Source organism: Amycolatopsis sp. SID8362 (assembly GCF_010550475.1).
Taxonomy (GTDB): Bacteria; Actinomycetota; Actinomycetes; order Mycobacteriales; family Pseudonocardiaceae; genus Amycolatopsis; species Amycolatopsis eburnea.
On sequence record NZ_JAAGNB010000094.1, the window covers coordinates 1 to 15807 of the forward strand.

General features: G+C 71.9%; 15 protein-coding genes and 2 pseudogenes. 6 read left to right on the forward strand and 11 right to left on the reverse strand.

Features of this window, described 5'->3' with window-relative positions; translation table 11 throughout:
* Both G3I65_RS03065 and G3I65_RS03070 read right to left on the reverse strand, forming a co-directional pair.
* Positions 1-347: pseudogene (locus tag G3I65_RS03065) on the reverse strand (ABC transporter permease); the annotation flags it as partial.
* On the reverse strand, positions 344-1045 hold the full coding sequence (locus tag G3I65_RS03070; RefSeq protein ID WP_160694523.1) for an ABC transporter ATP-binding protein: 702 nt from the start codon (positions 1043-1045) through the stop codon (positions 344-346). The gene G3I65_RS03070 and the pseudogene G3I65_RS03065, both read right to left, overlap by 4 nt.
* 173 nt (positions 1046-1218) lie before the next feature.
* On the opposite strand from G3I65_RS03070, the gene G3I65_RS03075 reads away from it, so the two are divergent.
* From G3I65_RS03075 to G3I65_RS03085, 3 genes are read left to right on the forward strand one after another with little or no spacing between them, the layout of a single operon-like run.
* Positions 1219-3006 (forward strand): histidine kinase, encoded by a 1788-nt coding sequence (locus G3I65_RS03075; protein WP_160694525.1) that lies wholly within the window; start codon positions 1219-1221, stop codon positions 3004-3006.
* Positions 3003-3656 (forward strand): response regulator transcription factor, encoded by a 654-nt coding sequence (locus G3I65_RS03080; protein ID WP_160694527.1) that lies wholly within the window; start codon positions 3003-3005, stop codon positions 3654-3656. The genes G3I65_RS03075 and G3I65_RS03080 overlap by 4 nt, the downstream gene beginning before the upstream one ends.
* Positions 3657-3679: 23 nt before the next feature.
* Positions 3680-4984, forward strand: coding sequence for an amidohydrolase family protein (locus tag G3I65_RS03085; protein ID WP_160694529.1), 1305 nt, complete (start codon positions 3680-3682; stop codon positions 4982-4984).
* Here the strand turns inward: G3I65_RS03085 and G3I65_RS03090 are convergent.
* From G3I65_RS03090 to G3I65_RS03110, 5 genes are all read right to left on the reverse strand, one after another.
* Positions 4981-5658 carry an SDR family oxidoreductase gene (locus tag G3I65_RS03090; RefSeq protein WP_160694531.1) on the reverse strand — a complete coding sequence of 226 codons (678 nt, stop codon included), beginning with the start codon at positions 5656-5658 and terminating at the stop codon, positions 4981-4983. The genes G3I65_RS03085 and G3I65_RS03090 overlap by 4 nt on opposite strands.
* A 13-nt stretch (positions 5659-5671) precedes the next feature.
* Positions 5672-7267 carry an SdrD B-like domain-containing protein gene (locus tag G3I65_RS03095; RefSeq protein WP_160694533.1) on the reverse strand — a complete coding sequence of 532 codons (1596 nt, stop codon included), beginning with the start codon at positions 7265-7267 and terminating at the stop codon, positions 5672-5674.
* An 87-nt stretch (positions 7268-7354) separates the two neighbouring features.
* Entirely contained in the window at positions 7355-9418 is a 2064-nt protein-coding gene (locus G3I65_RS03100; protein WP_160694535.1) for a PhoX family phosphatase, read from the reverse strand.
* A 99-nt stretch (positions 9419-9517) separates the two neighbouring features.
* Positions 9518-10735 carry an MFS transporter gene (locus tag G3I65_RS03105; protein WP_160694537.1) on the reverse strand — a complete coding sequence of 406 codons (1218 nt, stop codon included), beginning with the start codon at positions 10733-10735 and terminating at the stop codon, positions 9518-9520.
* Positions 10725-11183 (reverse strand): MarR family winged helix-turn-helix transcriptional regulator, encoded by a 459-nt coding sequence (locus G3I65_RS03110; RefSeq protein ID WP_160694539.1) that lies wholly within the window; start codon positions 11181-11183, stop codon positions 10725-10727. Before G3I65_RS03110 ends, G3I65_RS03105 begins: the two co-directional genes overlap by 11 nt.
* A 67-nt stretch (positions 11184-11250) precedes the next feature.
* On the opposite strand from G3I65_RS03110, the gene G3I65_RS03115 reads away from it, so the two are divergent.
* Entirely contained in the window at positions 11251-11889 is a 639-nt protein-coding gene (locus G3I65_RS03115) for an HAD family phosphatase (RefSeq protein WP_160694541.1), read from the forward strand.
* On the opposite strand, the gene G3I65_RS03120 is transcribed toward G3I65_RS03115, so the two are convergent.
* From G3I65_RS03120 to G3I65_RS03135, 4 genes are all read right to left on the reverse strand, one after another.
* Positions 11855-12574, reverse strand: a complete 720-nt coding sequence (locus G3I65_RS03120) for a hypothetical protein (protein WP_160694543.1) — start codon at positions 12572-12574, stop codon at positions 11855-11857. The two genes, G3I65_RS03115 and G3I65_RS03120, sit on opposite strands and share 35 nt — an antisense overlap.
* Positions 12571-13089: an RNA polymerase sigma factor gene (locus G3I65_RS03125; protein ID WP_160694545.1), complete on the reverse strand. Its 519-nt coding sequence runs from the start codon at positions 13087-13089 to the stop codon at positions 12571-12573. Before G3I65_RS03125 ends, G3I65_RS03120 begins: the two co-directional genes overlap by 4 nt.
* Positions 13090-13192: 103 nt before the next feature.
* Positions 13193-14281, reverse strand: coding sequence for an inositol-3-phosphate synthase (locus G3I65_RS03130; RefSeq protein ID WP_160694547.1), 1089 nt, complete (start codon positions 14279-14281; stop codon positions 13193-13195).
* 72 nt (positions 14282-14353) lie between these two features.
* Positions 14354-14899 (reverse strand): PadR family transcriptional regulator, encoded by a 546-nt coding sequence (locus tag G3I65_RS03135; protein ID WP_086856499.1) that lies wholly within the window; start codon positions 14897-14899, stop codon positions 14354-14356.
* Positions 14900-15145: 246 nt separating this feature from the next.
* Here G3I65_RS03135 and G3I65_RS03140 point away from each other — a divergent pair, with 246 nt between their 5' ends.
* Positions 15146-15541 (forward strand): DUF5318 domain-containing protein, encoded by a 396-nt coding sequence (locus G3I65_RS03140; protein WP_125309221.1) that lies wholly within the window; start codon positions 15146-15148, stop codon positions 15539-15541.
* 67 nt (positions 15542-15608) lie between these two features.
* Positions 15609-15807 (forward strand): annotated as a pseudogene (locus G3I65_RS56330) (hypothetical protein); the annotation flags it as partial.

Consider the following 15807-nt stretch of genomic DNA (forward strand, 5'->3'; position numbering starts at 1 on the left):
ACGGTCTCGCCCGGCCCCGGCAGCTGCGGCACGCCCGGCGGCAGCTGGACGCCCGCCGCGGTCACGCCCGGCGCCAAGGCGACGTCGACGCGGATGATCTGCTGCCCGTCGAAGTAGTCCTTCGAGGAGCTGAACAGCAGCTTGGCCGGCACGTCGGACCCGCGGCTGTAGAAGTGCTCGCCCTGCCAGAGTGCGCGTTGCTCGCGGTTCTGCGTGGCGAACGGCAGCGTCGCCAGCAGCAGCACCAGCCCGGTCGCGACGGCCACCCCGATCGCGGTGAGGATCGCCGACGTCCGGGTCCGCCGGTCGACCTTCAGCACCCGCAGGGCGATCTGCAGCGAGTTCACGCCGCCTGCCTCGTGGCGATCAGCCCGTCGCGGATGGCGACGGTCTTCGGCATCGACTCGGCCAGCTCGCGGTCGTGCGTCACCACGATCACCGCGGCGCCCGTCTCGTGCGCGGCGCCGAGCAGGGCGTCCATCGTCTCGCGGCCGGTGCGCGTGTCGAGCGCGCCGGTCGGCTCGTCGGCGAAGATCACCTTCGGCCGGTGGGTCAGCGCCCGCGCGATCGCGACGCGCTGGGCCTCGCCACCGGACAGCTCGCCGGGGCGGCGCTTTTCCTTGCCGGCCAGCCCGAGGCGCGAGAGCCACTGGCGGCCGGCCTCGATGGCCTCCTTGCGGCCGAGCCCGGCCAGCAGCGACGGCAGCGCGACGTTCTCTTCGGCCGACAGCTCCGCGACCAGCATCCCCGACTGGAAGACGAAGCCGAACTCGGTGCGGCGCAGCTCGCTGCGCTTCTTCTCGCCGAGGTGGTCGATCCGCTGCCCGGCCAGGAAGATCTGCCCGTCGTCGGCCCGGAGGATGCCCGCCAGCACGTGCAGCAGCGACGTCTTGCCCGAGCCGGACGGGCCGACGATGGCGACGGCGTCCCGCGGCTGGATGTCGATGTCGATGCCGGCCAGGGCGTACTGCGCGCCGTAGCGCTTCACCAGCCCACGGCCGGACAGCACCGGTCCGCCGGTCCACTGTGGAGTGTTCGGGTCCACGAGGTTCTCCCTGTCGGTTCGGATCTTGGTGCCGATGAGCTTCGCCGAAACCCCGGGTTGTCCACTTCGGGCAGACGGCCAGTCACGGCCCGGCCCGTATCGGCCGATCGGCCGAGGGAGCACGAGCCGGTCGGCCAAGGTGCGAACGCCCGCGGATCCTCTAACGTCACGTTGTGACCGCCGCGCCCCCGCCGAAAACGCTGTACACCCGCGCCGCCGCACTGGTGCGGCGCATCGGCGTGCCCACGGCCGTCCTCTTCGCCGCGCTGATCTTCGACATCGTCTTCACGACGCAGGCGGCCCTCGACGAGCACGGGCCGAGGTTCGTCGACTTCGGGCTGCTGCCCGGCATCTTCGCGATGACGGCGTGCGCGGTGTGGGCCCAGAAGCGCGCGGCCGTCGCCGGCGTGGCCGGGGGCGGGGTGCTGGTGTTCTCCACCCTCTTCATCCACGCGTTCCACATCCCGCCGTACTCCAGCGTGCTGCCGAAGGTGACCATCACCGAGGTCGTGGCCGGGGTGCTGATGGTCTACTACGTGGCCCGCCGGGCCCGGGCGGGCGTGGCGTTCTGCGTGATCGGCTTCCTGGTCGTCAGCGGCCTCGTCGCCGTCTTCGGCCGGTACGCCGGGGTCGGCGAGATCGACAGCGGCACGGGTTCGCAGGCGCTGCTGTTCGGCCTGCTGCTGCTCGCCGGGCCGCTCGTGCCCGCCATCGCGGCCCGGGACCGCCGCCCGCAGGCCGGGCCGCGGACCCGCCGGCTGCGCAGGGTGAACGAGCTGGCGATGGGTCAGTGGCCGTTGATGGGCCTGCTCGGCTTCGCGCTGCTGTTCGAGTTCGGCTACACGTATTCGAGCAACGCCCGCGGCTTCCCGATCCTGTTCTGCTCGATCGTCGCGGCGGCCATCGCGGTGCTCTCGCCGCGCCGGCCGGCGGACGCGCTCCTCGGCATCGCCGGGATGCTGCTGCTGTCGGCGGTCATCACGCCGTTCCTGCACCTGCGCTACGACTACCCGATGCCGGGTGGCGTGCCGTTCGTGCAGGTCATCGCCGCGATGGGCGTGGTGGTGAACGTGACCCGAGCCCGTGGCCTCAACGCGTCGTGGCCGCGGGTGTCGATCCTCTCGGGGGTCGTCGCGCTCGCCGCGATCCTGAACTCGAACCAGCCCCGCGGCCTGCAGACCGACCCGCAGACGCTGTCCATCCTGGCCTTCGCCGCGGCGCTGCTGCTCGGCATCTCGATCGCCACCGGCCTGATGCTGCGCTCGCGGGACTCCGAGCGCACCACGGTCGTCAAGTCGGCGGTGGCCGACGCGCAGACGGCCGAGCGGATGGCGCTGGCGCGCGAGCTGCACGACGTCGTCGCCCACCACGTCACCGGCATCGTCGTGCAGGCCCAGGCCGCCCGGATGATGGCCGAGCGGAAGCCGGAGGTCGCCGTCGAGGCGATGGCCCGGATCGAGAACGCCGGCGTCGAAGCGCTCGCGGCGATGCGGCGGCTGGTCCGCTCGATGCGCGGGGACGCGCCGGCCGGGTCGAGCGAGTTCAGCGAGCAGGCCACCACGGATCTGGGCGCCGACCTGCGGAAGCTGGTCGGCAGCGCCAACCACGGCGTGCCGACGTCGCTGCACCTCGACCTGCCGCCGGACCTGCCGCACGAGGTCGGCCGCTCGGCGCTGCGGCTGGTGCAGGAGTCGCTGACGAACGTCGGCAAGCACGCGTCCGGCGCGACCGAGGCGTTCGTCGTGGCGGAGGTGCAAGGGCCCGAACTGCACCTGCGGGTGACGGACGACGGACGCGAGCCGGCGCACCGGCCGGCCGGCGGCTCGGGCGGCTACGGTCTGGTCGGGATGCGCGAACGCGTCGCACTGCTCAAAGGACGGCTGTCGGCCGGGCGCGACCCGGACGGCGGCTGGCGGGTCGAAGCGTGGCTGCCGCTGGCCGCCGGGGAAGGGGACGAGTGATCCGGGTACTGATCGCCGACGACCAGGAAATGGTGCGGATGGGCTTCCGCATGATCCTGGACGCGCAGGACGACATCGAGGTCGTCGCCGACGTCCCGGACGGCGTCTCGGCGGTGTCGAAGGCCCGTGAGCTGCGCCCGGACGTCTGTCTGCTCGACATCCGCATGCCCGGCCTCGACGGGCTGGAGGTCACCCGCCAGCTGGCCGGGCCGGACGTCAGCGATCCGCTGAAGGTCGTCGTGGTCACCACGTTCGACCTCGACGAGTACGTCCACACGGCGCTGCGCAACGGCGCACACGGCTTCCTGCTGAAGGACGCGGGCCCGGCGCTGCTGATCGAGGCGGTCCGCGCGGCCGACCGCGGCGACGCGCTGGTCTCGCCGCAGATCACCATCCGGCTGCTCAAGCACTTCGACGGCGGCGGCGCGGCGAAGCCGCAGGTCGCCCCGCCGTCGGAGCCGCTGACCGCGCGGGAGCTGGACGTCGTGCAGGCGGCCGCGCGGGGGCTGACGAACACCGAGATCGGGTCGGAGCTGTTCCTGTCGCTGTCCACGGTGAAGACGCACCTGGCGTCGGTGCAGGGCAAGATCGGCGCGCGCAACCGCGTGGAGATCGCCGCGTGGGCGTGGCGGAGTGGAGTCGTCTCGTAATCCAGGGTGCGTAGTATCCAGAGATGCAACGCCGTTTCCACGCCCCTGTCGTTCTCCCGGCCGACCCGTCCTGTTCGCTCCTGCGTGACGCGGTCGTCGATGTCGACGCCGATGGGCGCATCTCCCACTGCGGACCGGCGGCCACCGCCCCCGAGTCCGCCGCGCCGGTCACCACCCTGACCGGCATCCTGCTGCCCGGCCTGGTCAACACGCACGCGCACAGCCCGATGACGCTGCTGCGCGGCATGGGCGGCGACCTGCCGCTGCTGCCGTGGCTCAACGAGATCATCTGGCCGGCCGAGGCGAAGCTGCGCCCCGAAGACGTGCGCACCGGCATGCTGCTCGGCTCGGTCGAGATGCTGCGCCACGGCGTCACGACCAGCGCCGAGATGTACTTCGAAGGCGAGCAGCTGGTCGACGCCGTGCTCACGACCGGTGGCCGCGTGCTGGTGGCGCCGCCGGTGATGGAGCTGCCGGGCCTGGACTGGCGGGCGCAGCTCGCCGCCATCGAGCGCTGGATCGACGCCGACGGCCTGCGCTTCGGCCACGGCGACCGCGTCGAGCTGGGCTACGGCCCGCACTCCGCGTACATGCTGTCGGCGGAAGCCCTGCGGGCGACGGCGGAGTCGGCCCAGTCGCGCGGGGCGCTGATCCAGATCCACGTCGCCGAGGCGGCGGCCGAAGACACCGCGGTCCGGGAATCGCACGGTTCGGTGCCCGCGCTGCTGAAGGAACTCGGCATGCTCGACGGCCGGGTGCTGGCGGCGCACGCGATCCACCTGTCGGACGCCGACATCGCGTTGTTCGCGGCGCACGGCGTCGGCATGGCGCACTGCCCGGGCTCGAACGCGAAGCTGGCTTCGGGCATCGCGCGGATCAAGGACCTGCGCGAGGCGGGCGTCGCGGTCGGCCTCGGCACCGACGGCCCGGCGTCCAACGACGACATCGACCTCTGGGAAGAACTGCAGCTCGCGGCCATGTTCGCCCGGCTGGCGACGGGCGACTCGACGGTGCTGACCGCGGCCGACGTCTTCCTGCTGGCCACCCGCGGCGGTGCCGCGGCGCTCGGCCGGTCCGACATCGGGGCGCTCGAGGCGGGCCGCTGGGCCGACCTGGTGCACGTCGACCTGGACGACCCGGCCTTCGCGTGCGGCCTGGACGTGCCGGACGTCCAGCTGCTGTCGAACCTCGTCTGGGCGGCCGGGTCGCGGCGGGTCCGGGACGTGTGGGTCGCGGGCGAGCAGGTCGTGGCCGAGGGCGAGTCGGTGAAGGTGGACCGGGCGAAGGTCCAGGCCGGGGTGGCCGAGACCGCCGCGCGGCTGCGCTAGCCCGGCTTGATCATCAGCTCGGTCAGGTGCGCGTCCGGGGTGGCGGACACCGCCGTCACCACCGCGGTCGCCACCGAGTCCGCGCGCAGCAGGTGCGTGGTGTCGTAGTCGCGGCCCTCGCCCTTGAAGATCTCCTGCTGCATCGGCGTGTCCGTGCGGCCGGGGTAGATCGACGTCACGCGGATGTCCGGTTCCTCCTCGCGCAGGGCGTCGGCGAAAGCCCGGACGGCGAACTTGCTCGCGGCGTACGGCGACCAGCCCGGACGCGCGTTGCGGCCGGCGCCGGAGTTGATCACCACGACGTGGCCGCGGGCGGTGCGGAGCGCCGGGAGCAAGAGACGGGTCAGCTCGACCACCGCCAGGGTGTTGACCTCGAAGTTCTCCCGCCACACCGCGGCGGACGCCTCCTCGACGCGGCCGAGCCGGGCGACGCCCGCCGAGTGGACCAGGACGTCGAGTGCGTCGATGCCCGCGACCGCGCGTTCGAGGGACGCCGGGTCGGTGAGGTCGACCGGCCACGGCTTCGCGCCCGGAAGCTCCTTCGCCAGCGCGGACAGCGCTTCGGCGTCACGGCCGCCGAGCAGCAGGCGGTGGGTCGGCGCGAGCTGGTGCGCGACCGCCGCACCGATCCCGCGGGAAGCGCCGGTCACGAGGGCCAAGGGCAAGTCCGTCATGCCCCCACCGTAACTACGCGAAGCCGACGTCGACCGTGCGGTCGTCACGCGCGCCGGGGCCGAGCGTCCGTGGGTCCGCGCAGCCCGACGCCGGGTCCGCGTCGGAGTCGCGGGTGTCGTCGCCGGCGTCCTTCTTCGTCGGGTGGCGGCCCTCCGCCGCGAAGCAGACCTGGTAGCTGCCGTCTTCGAGGCCGGTGAAGGCGTACGCGCCGTCCGGGCCGGTGACGACGCTGACGCCGTTGCTCAGCACGGCCTTGACGCCGGCCAGGCCGGGCTCACCCGGGTCCTGGAGGCCGTTGCCATTGGTGTCGGCCCAGGCGAAGTCGCCGATCCGGTTCGTCGGCGGGGCGAGCCCGAGGTCGACCGTGAAGTCCTCGCGCGCCGGGCCGCCGAGGGTGCGCGGGGCGGTGCAGCCGTCCGGGTCGGCGTCGGAGTCGCGGTCGTCGGCGGCCGCGTCCTTGCGGGTCACCGTGAAGTCCGCCGGGACGGTGAAGCAGACCTGGTAGGTGCCGTCCTTCAGCTTCTCGAAGCCGTACTTCCCGCCGGCGTCGGTGGTCGCGGTGCCGACCGTGCCGCCCGCGCCGTCCTTCAGCGTCACCTTCACGCCCGCGACGCCGGGCTCGTCCGGGTCCTGGATCCCGTCGCGGTTGCGGTCCTTCCACACGAAGTCGCCGATCTTCGCGATCGCGGGCGGCGGCAGGACGGTGATCGTGGCCGACGCCGTCTTGTCGCCGAGGGTGCCGCCCGCGAACTTGACGCCGGTGACCTTCGCCGTGTTGACGTGCCCGTTGTCGGCCACCGTGAGGTCCGGGTGGTCGCAGGTCAGCTGCTTGTTCGCGCCCGCGGCCAGCGCGAACGGCTCGAATGGCGCCGGGCACCACGGGTCCTGCACCGAGATCCCGGTCAGCTCCTCGGTGCCGTCGTTCGTCACGGTGATCCGGTAGTGCGCGGTGTCGCCGGCGGTGACCGTCGCGAACGAGCCCCACGCGCCGGTCGCCGGGTTCTGCACTTCCTTCTTCACCGAGTACGCGGCCAGGTCGAGGTCGACGCAGTCCCAGCGCAGCCGTTCGAGGCTGGTGCCCGCGAAGAACTTCACCGCGGTGGCCTTCGCCGGGGCCGTCACCGCCGGGAACTGCTGCCGGGCCAGGTGGCCGTCGCTCGCGTTGTGGTCGACCGCGAGCTTGCTCTCCTGCACCTGGGCGCCGGACGCGTCGAAGAACCGCAGGCCGGTGGCGGCGGCGTTGCCCGGCGCGTGCGAAGCGGTCCAGACGCTCAGCGTGTAGACGCCGCCGGGGACGAACTTCTCGGCCTGGACGGCGGTGCTGGCCTTGCCGTCCGGCGTCTGGATGACCGCGGACCGCTGCCCGTCGACGGCGTACGCCTGGTCGGTCAGCAGCTTCGGCGCCTTCGCGGCCGGCGTCCCGGGCGGCACGGGCGCGGCCGGGGTGAACACGTACCCGTCGGGAGCGCCGTTGCGCGCCGTCTCCTCGACGCTCGGGTTCGCCGCGACCCCGCCGCAGGACGGCGGCGGCTCCGCGGCGGCCGTGGGTACGACCGTCCCCGAGAGCGCCACCACCGCCACTGCCACCACGCGTGCCGAACGGACCATGCCTCGACTATGGCGCGTGGCAGAGGCCCGCACCGGGCGAGAACCGTCCACTTAAGAGTGAACTCTCGGCCGGTGCGGGCCCGTGCGTCAGCGCTCGCCGATGCGGCCGGGCAGCCCGAAGCGGCCCTTCTTCCACACCGAGACGATCGACGGCCGCGGCTGCGCGGTGCCGCCGTCGGGCCAGTGCGACGTCGGGTTCGCCGAGCTCGCCGCGTTCTCACCCGGGTGCTGGACCGCGACGAGCACGAGGTGGTCGGTGACGACCGGGCCGCACGTCTCGGCGCCGACCGGCACCGAGAGGAACTGCTTGACGTGCCCGCGCTCCGGGCCGGTGACCGGCACCGAGAAGAGGCCGTCGTTCGCGCCGAGTGCGTTGCCGTCGGTGGCGATCCACAGGTTGCCGTGGCGGTCGAAGGCGACGTTGTCCGGGCAGGAGATCGGGCTGACCTGGTCCTTCGGGAAGCCGCCGAAGTAGGTGTCCGCCGCCTTCGGGTCGCCACAGACCAGCAGCAGCCGCCAGGAGAACCGGGTGGCCGCCGCGTCGCCGCCGTCCTCGTCCCACTCCAGGATGTGGCCGTTCTTGTTGCCCACCCGCGGGTTCGGCTCGTCGGCGCCGGCCTTGCCGGTCGCGCCGCGGTCGGAGTTGTTGGTCAGGGCCGCGTAGATCCGGCCGTTGACCGGGTTCGGCTCGATGTCCTCCGGCCGGTCCATCTTCGTCGCGGCCACCTTGTCCGCGGCCTGGCGGGTGAAGACGTAGACCTCCTCGGCGGTGAAGCCGTCCACAAAGGACTTGTCGCCGCTCGCCAGCGGGATCCACTCGCCGCGGCCGTCGAACTCGCCGTCGGCGGGCAGCTTGCCGGTGCCGTCGATCTCCGCGGCCGGGCTGTCACCGGTGAACCGGCCGACGTACAGCGTGCCCTCGTCGAGCAGCGCGGAGTTGTGCCGCCGCGCGTGCGCGCTCTTGCCCGGCTTGTACTTGCCCTTCGAGACGAACTTGTAGATGTACTCGAAGCGGCTGTCGTCCCCGGAGTAGACGGCGACGCGGCCGTCCGCGGCGATCTTGATGTTCGCGGCTTCGTGCTTGAACCGGCCGAGCGCGGTGTGCTTGACCGGCGTCGAGTCCGGGTCGTTGGGGTCGATTTCGATCACCCAGCCGAAGCGGTTCGGCTCGTTGGGCTCCTGCGAGACGTCCCAGCGCTTGTCGAACCGCTCCCACTTGCGGGTGCTCGTGCCGCTGCCGACGGAGTAGCGCTTGAGCCGCGCCGCCTCGACCGGGTCGGTGACCTTGTCGGAGTTCGCGAAGTACTGGTCGAAGTTCTCCTCACCGGAGAGCACCGTGCCCCACGGCGTCACGCCGCCGGAGCAGTTGTTCTGCGTCCCGCGGACCTTGCGCCCGCTCGGGTCGGCCGACGTCTTGAGGAACTTCGAGCCGGCGGCCGGGCCGCGCACCTCGAAGACCGTGTCGAGCGTGATCCGGCGGCCGTACCGGCTGGGGACCACCTCGAGGCCGCCGCGGACCGGGTCGCGGCGGGTCAGCAGCACCGACAGCCCGTGCGCCGCCCAGGCGATCTTGACCTGCTCCTCGGTCGGGTTCGCCGGGTCGTACTGGTCGGCCGGGAACATGTGGACCTCGGTCGTGTACTCGTGGTTGACCACGAGCAGGTTCGTCAGGCCCAGCGCGTCCTGCGGGATCAGGCCGACGAAGTCGTTGTTGTAGCCGAACTGCTTCGCCTGCGCGGCCGCGGTCTGCTTGGTGAAGTCGAACTTCGGCGCACCCGCGACGACCGGGTCGCCCCACCGGACGACGACGCGCTGGTCGTAGGCCGCCGGGATGCTGACCTGGTCGAGCTTGTTCGGCGGGACCGGGTCGAAGTCGGTGCCCGGCACCGGACGCGACGGCTGGGGCTTCTGGAGCGGCGAGGCCGCGGCGGTGCCGGACAGCGCGGCGAACCCGCCCGCGGCGGCGGCCATCACGGCTCCGGCCTTGAAGACCCGGCGGCGGGAGATGTCCTTGACGACGTCGCCGAAGTACGCGTTGCCGGACTCGTTGGCCTCGGGGTGGGCGCACGCGTTGCCGCAGCGGTACTCGCAGGTCACCGGGGAGCGGCCGCCCGGGTGGGCGGGGAACAGCGGGAGCAGACGGTCGGGCACGAGGCCTCCATGGTGGGGAGTTCGGGAACGACCCGACCGTAAGCTCCCAAAACCAGCCTTTCCGGACATTCAGGTGAACGTCGGGTGTACTGGCGGCGTTCAGAACTCTTCGCCGACGAGCACCGCTTCCGGCGGCACGGTGTGCGGGTCCGCCTTCTTCTCCCGCAGCGAGAGCAGCGCACCCGCGACGACACAGAGGACGGCCGAGACGACGAACGGCGCCTGCGGCGAACCGAACCACTCGGCGACGTGCCCGACGAGCGTCGCGGCCACGGCGCCACCGAGCCACCGGCAGAAGTTGTAGCCCGCGCTGGCGACCGGGCGCGGCGCGTCGCTGATCGACATCGCGGTGCCGGTGAACAGCGTGTTCAGCAGGCCGGACACCAGCCCGGAGACGATGATCCCGGCGACCAGGACCGGCTTGCTCGGCACCGCGAGCACCAGCATCAGCACGGCGTAGCCGAAGACGGCGGCCGCGGCCGCGTGCCGCTCGCCGAGCTTGGCGGCCAGCCGCGGCGCCAGGGCGACGCCGGCGACCGCGACGCACAGGCCCCAGCCGCAGAAGATCAGCCCGACGGCGATGGCGCTCCAGCCGAGGACGAACGGCGACCAGGCCAGCACCGCGAAGAACGCGGCGGTGTACAGCGCCGAGGCGACAGAGGTGCGCAGCAGGCCGGTGTGCTTCAGGGCGCGGAGCGGGTCGAGCAGCTTGATCGGCTCACGCTTCTCGTGCTTGTCGCTCTTGAGGAACACCGCGCACAGCACGAGCGCGCCGGCCATCAGGATCGCGGTGCCGAGGAACGGGCCGCGCCACGAGATGCTGCCGAGCAGCGCGCCCAGCAGCGGGCCGACCGACAGGCCGACGCCGAGCGCGGCTTCGTAGAGCAGGATCGCGCCGGACTGGCCACCGGTCGCGGCCCCGACGATCACCGAAAGCGCCGTCGCGATGAAGAACGCGTTGCCGAGGCCCCACACCGCGCGCAGCCCGACGAGCTGCTCGATCGACCCGGCGGCCGCGCACAGGGCGGTGGCCGCGACGATCAGCGTCAGCCCGACCAGCACCGTGCGCTTGGCGCCGAACTTGGCGCTCGCCGCGCCGGTGACCAGCATCGCGATCACCTGGACGCCGAGGTAGGACGAGAAGAGCAGGGTGACCTGGGACGGCGTCGCGTCCAGGCCCTTGGCGATGGACAGCAGGATCGGGTCGACCAGCCCGATCCCCATGAAGGCGATGACCGCGGCGAACGCGGTGATCCACACCTGCTTGGGCTGGCCCTTGACGGCGTCCAGCAGGCTCGAGTGGTGTTCAGCGCTCATCGCTGATCAGTTCCTCCTTCTTGGCATCAACGAGCAACTTGGCGAGGGCCGGGAGGGCGGCTTCGATCGCGGCGCGGTCGGTGTCGTCCATGGCGATGAGCCGCTCGCGGAGGAACTCCTCCCGGGCGGCCACCGTCTCGGCGTAGAAGCGGCGGCCCTCGTCGGTGACGTCCACGAGCACCGCGCGGCCGTCGGCGGGGTCCGGCATGCGGGTGGCGAGACCGAGCCGTTCGAGCCGGCCGACGACGTCGGTCATCGACGGCAGCTTGACCTGCTCGAACTCGGCCAGCGCGCTCATCCGCCGCGGGCCGCCGTTGACCAGCTCGCTCAGCACCGAGCCCTGGGTGAGGGTCAGCGACAGCTGCGGGGTCTGGCGGCGCACCTGGTGGTACAGCCGGAAGACCAGCGGCCGCAGCCGGTGGGCGAGGTCGGCGATCGGGGAAGTCACTTAGCCAGGCTAACAAAAATTAGTAAGGGTGGCTAAGTAACTCCTCTCACAAGCTACGCTCGGGGGCATGGACGCGGTGATCTTCGACCTCGACGGCGTACTGGTGGACTCCGAGCGGATCTGGGACGAGGTGCGCCGCGCGGTCGTCGCCGAGCACGGCGGCACCTGGCGCGAGGAGGCGACCCGCGCGCAGCAGGGGATGAGCACCCCGGAATGGGCCCGCTACCTGGTGGAGGAGCTCGGCGCGCGAACGACCCCGGCCGAGATCGCGACGATCGTCGTCAAGCGGATGGCCGCCCGGTACGCCGCGGAGCCGCCGCTGATCCCCGGCGCGGTGGACGTCGTGCGGCAGGTGTCGGCGAAGTGGCCGGTGGCGATCGCGAGCTCGTCGCCGGTGCTCCTGATCAAGGGCTTCCTCGACGTGACCGGCCTGCCGGTCGGGGCGGCGGTGTCGTCCGAGCAGGTCGGCGCCGGGAAACCGGCACCGGACGTCTACCTGCGGGCGGCCGAGCTGCTCGGGGTGGCGCCGGAGGACTGCGCCGCCGTGGAGGACACGACGAACGGGCTGCGGTCCGCGCTGGCGGCGAAGATGGCGGTGTACGCGGTGCCGAACCCGCACTTCCCGCCGGATCCCGGCGTGCTCGCCCAGGCGACGGCGGTGGTGCCGGAGATCACCGGCTTGCCGGCTGCGCTCGGGTTGGGTTGACCTCGAACCGCACGGGCGGCGAGCCGGGCTTCACGTCGGCGAGGAACAGCAGGTCGCGGCCGAGCGTGCCGATCGCCTTGGCCAGGCTCAGGTTGCCGGCCTCGTCGTAGAGGCGCAGCACCCGCGTCATCGGGTCGGCGAGGAAGACCGCCTTGCCCTCCGGCAGCGGCCCGCCGTTCTTGCCGACGTACCCGGCGCTCACCGGGGAACCCGACACGGGGACGCAGGACGGCGACTCGATCCCGAAGTTCGACTCCGGGCCGCCGTGGGTCGCGCCCATGGGCAGCGCTTCGACGCAGAGCACGCGCTGCCCGGCGCGGTCGGTGGCGTCGGCCGCGTACGAGGTCCAGGCCTCGGTCTGCCCGGCGAAGTCGACGAGCGCCTTCGGCTCACCGGCGAAGTTCAGGTCCGGCGGCGAGATCGACGGCTTGGCGAGCACCAGGTCCTGCCCCGGCCGCGCCGCGGGGGCGGGCGGCGGCGGGACCGTGTTCACCTGGGTGGCGATCGCCACGCTGGTCAGCACCACCAGCACCGCGGCGAGCGGGGCGGCCCACACCGCGGCCCGTCGGCGCCGGGGACGGCGCTGCCGGCGCAGCTGCTCCGCCCACGCCGCGTCGAGGTTGGGCGTGACCTTGTCCGCCTCCGCACGCAGTGCGTCGGCCAGCTTGCGTTCGTGGTCGGTCATCGCTCACCTCCCAGGTCGTCCCCCAAGTGCTTGCGCAGGTTTTCCATCGCGTGGTGGGTGGTTGCCTTGACGGTGCCGGGCGAGATGCCGAGCGTCTCCGCGATGGCCGCCGTGCTCAGGTCCAGCCAGTACCTCAGCACGAGGACCTCGCGCTGTCGTCTTGACAGCTTCTCGACCACCGCGCGCAGCTGCTCCTGCTCCCAGTTGGCCACGGCTCTGACCTCGGCCGACAGCTCGTCCGGCGGCCGGTCCTGCGGGGTGCGCCGGACCACGCGCAGGTGCCGCGTCCGCGACCGCGACATGTTCACCACGGTCGTGCGCAGGTAGCCGGCCACCCGGGCGTGGTCGGTCAGGGTGTCCCAGCGCTGGTGGAGCTTGACGAAGGCCTCCTGGGCGACGTTCTCCGCGTCGTCCGCGCCGAGCAGGTGCGCCAGCCGGGTCATCTGGCCGAAGTACTCCCGGAACAGGTCGTGGAAGGTCGGCGCGCCCAGGTCCCCCGGCGCGCTTTCGCCCACGCTCGCACTCACTCCCCGCCAACGCCCACCCCGCCCCACCGGTTTAGTGCATCACGCGAAGAAGGCCGCCACCAGCGGTGACGGCCTTCTTCGGGGGTACTGCTTACCGCTCGACCTCGCCGCGGATGAACTTCTCCACGGCGTCGCGCGCGGTCGCGTCGTCGTACTGCTCCGGCGGCGACTTCATGAAGTAGGAGGAGGCCGACAGGATCGGGCCGCCGATGCCGCGGTCCTTGGCGATCTTCGCCGCGCGCACCGCGTCGATGATGATGCCCGCCGAGTTCGGCGAGTCCCACACCTCGAGCTTGTACTCCAGGTTCAGCGGCACGTCGCCGAAGGCGCGGCCCTCGAGCCGGACGTAGGCCCACTTGCGGTCGTCGAGCCACTGCACGTAGTCCGACGGGCCGATGTGCACGTTGCCCTTGCCGAGGTCGCGGTCGACCTGCGAGGTGACGGACTGCGTCTTGGAGATCTTCTTCGACTCGAGCCGCTCGAGCTCCTTCATGTTCAGGAAGTCCATGTTCCCGCCCACGTTGAGCTGCATCGTCCGGTCGAGCTGGACGCCGCGGTCCTCGAACAGCTTCGCCAGCACGCGGTGCGTGATGGTGGCGCCGACCTGGGACTTGATGTCGTCGCCGACGATCGGGACGCCGGCGTCTTCGAACTTCTTCGCCCACTCGGGGTCGGAGGCGATGAACACGGGCAGCGCGTTGACGAACGCCACGCCGGCGTCGATCGCGGCCTGGGCGTAGAACTTGTCCGCCACCTCGGAGCCCACCGGCAGGTAGGAGACGAGCACGTCGACCTCGGCCTCGCGCAGCGCGGCGACGACGTCGACCGGGGCCTCGTCGGACTCCTCGATCGTCTCGCGGTAGAAGCGGCCGAGCCCGTCGTGGGTGTGGCCGCGCTGGACGGTGACGCCGAGCGGCGGCACGTCGGCGATCTTGATCGTGTTGTTCTCGGAGGCGAAGATCGCCTCGGACAGGTCGCGGCTGACCTTCTTGGCGTCCACGTCGAACGCGGCGACGAAGTCGATGTCGCGGACGTGGTAGCCGCCGAAGTCGACGTGCATCAGACCGGGGACGCGGGTGGCCGGGTCCGCGTCGCGGTAGTACTGGACACCCTGGACCAGCGACGCCGCGCAGTTGCCGACGCCCACGATGGCCACCCGTACGCGGCGGTTCTCGCCCATGGGGGTTTCTCCTTCAATCCGTGTCTGTTCAGTAGGTCTGGTGCCGCGACGCTGCGGCCCGCGCCGAGCGGCTCAGGTCTCCGGACCCTGCCGTTCGGCTTGTTCGTGCGCGATCAGCTCGTTGAGCCAGCGCACCTCCCGCTCGCTGGTCTCCAGCCCGAGCCGGTGCAGCTCGCGGGTGTAGCGATCGATCTTCTCCTCGGCCCGCGACAGCGCCGCCCGCAAACCCTCGCGGCGCTCCTCGACCCGGCGGCGGCGGCCCTCGAGGATCCGCATCCGCACGTCGGCCGGGGTACGCGAGAAGAAGGCCAGGTGAACACCGAAGCCTTCGTCGTCCCAGGTCTGCGGCCCGGCGTCGCCGAGCAGCTCACCGAAGCGCTCCTTGCCCTCCGCGGTGAGCTTGTAGACCCGCCGTCCGCGCCGCGACCACGCCCGGTCGTCGGCCTCGTCCAGCTCCTCGACCAGGTACCCGGCCCGCAGCAGCTTCCGCAGGGTCGGGTACAGCGAGCCGTACGAGAACGTCCGGAGCGTGCCGAGCGTCTCGTGCAGCCGCTTGCGCAGCACGTACCCGTGCATGGGGGCTTCGTGCAGAAGACCCAGGATCGCGAACTCCAGCACACCGCACCCCCTTCCGGGAACAAACCGTGACGACGCGCGTTGCTCCGAACGGGTCGCCTCGATCCAACCTACTCAGCCACTATATCGCGCCGATACATCGAAGTGGCGAAGCTAACCTCCACCGGGTACTCGGTGCGGGCGAAATTCACCGGAGAGTTATCGAACGTCCGGCGTGTCCGACCCGGTCGGGCACGTGGTCGCGCTAGGGGGCGTGGACGGCACAGGAAGAGCCCGTACTCTGTCCTGGTGATTAACCAGCGGCAGGTCGTGGACTACGCGCTGCAGCGCCGTGCGCTGCTGGCCGAAGTCCGCTCCGGGCGCGTCGGCAGTTATGAAGCCTGCGACGCGAGCCCGTACCTGCTGCGGGCGGCGAAGTTCCACGGCCGGGCCGGTGACCAGCCCTGCCCGATCTGCCGCCAGGAACCGCTGACCCTGGTGTCCTGGGTCTACGGTGACGAACTCAAGCACGTCGCGGGTTCGGCGAGGACGCCCGAAGAGCTGGCCAGGATGGCCGGCATGTTCGCCGAGTTCACCGTGTACGACGTCGAAGTGTGCCGCGCGTGCCACTGGAACCACCTGGTCCGGTCGTACGTCCTCGGCACAGGGGAGCCGGCCGGCCCACGAAGGACCGCAGGCCGGTGAGCTGGAACACAACCGCTGAAGAGCGCAGAACGGCGCACTACCGGGCGCCGGTCTGGGAGGCCCATTCGTGAACGACGACCGCAACCGCTCCTGGCCCGGCCAGGAGCCAGATGCACCTCGCCGTGCCCAGTCAGGCCCGTGGCCGGGGGAAGACCCCGGACCGGCGTGGCCCGGCGAAGAAGCCCCCCGCCGCCCCCAGCGCAACACCCCGCCCCGCGGCAACCCGCGCGGCGGCGGTGGCGCGCCCGAGTGGCCGTCCGGCGACG

Coding starts and splice junctions, on each gene's coding strand:
- G3I65_RS03090 (WP_160694531.1), bottom strand. CDS start 5,658: ATGACGGACTTGCCCTTGGCCCTCGTGACCGGCGCTTCCCGCGGGATC.
- G3I65_RS03105 (WP_160694537.1), bottom strand. CDS start 10,735: ATGAGCGCTGAACACCACTCGAGCCTGCTGGACGCCGTCAAGGGCCAG.
- G3I65_RS03130 (WP_160694547.1), bottom strand. CDS start 14,281: ATGGGCGAGAACCGCCGCGTACGGGTGGCCATCGTGGGCGTCGGCAAC.
- G3I65_RS03120 (WP_160694543.1), bottom strand. CDS start 12,574: ATGACCGACCACGAACGCAAGCTGGCCGACGCACTGCGTGCGGAGGCG.
- G3I65_RS03095 (WP_160694533.1), bottom strand. CDS start 7,267: ATGGTCCGTTCGGCACGCGTGGTGGCAGTGGCGGTGGTGGCGCTCTCG.
- G3I65_RS03115 (WP_160694541.1), top strand. CDS start 11,251: ATGGACGCGGTGATCTTCGACCTCGACGGCGTACTGGTGGACTCCGAG.
- G3I65_RS03085 (WP_160694529.1), top strand. CDS start 3,680: ATGCAACGCCGTTTCCACGCCCCTGTCGTTCTCCCGGCCGACCCGTCC.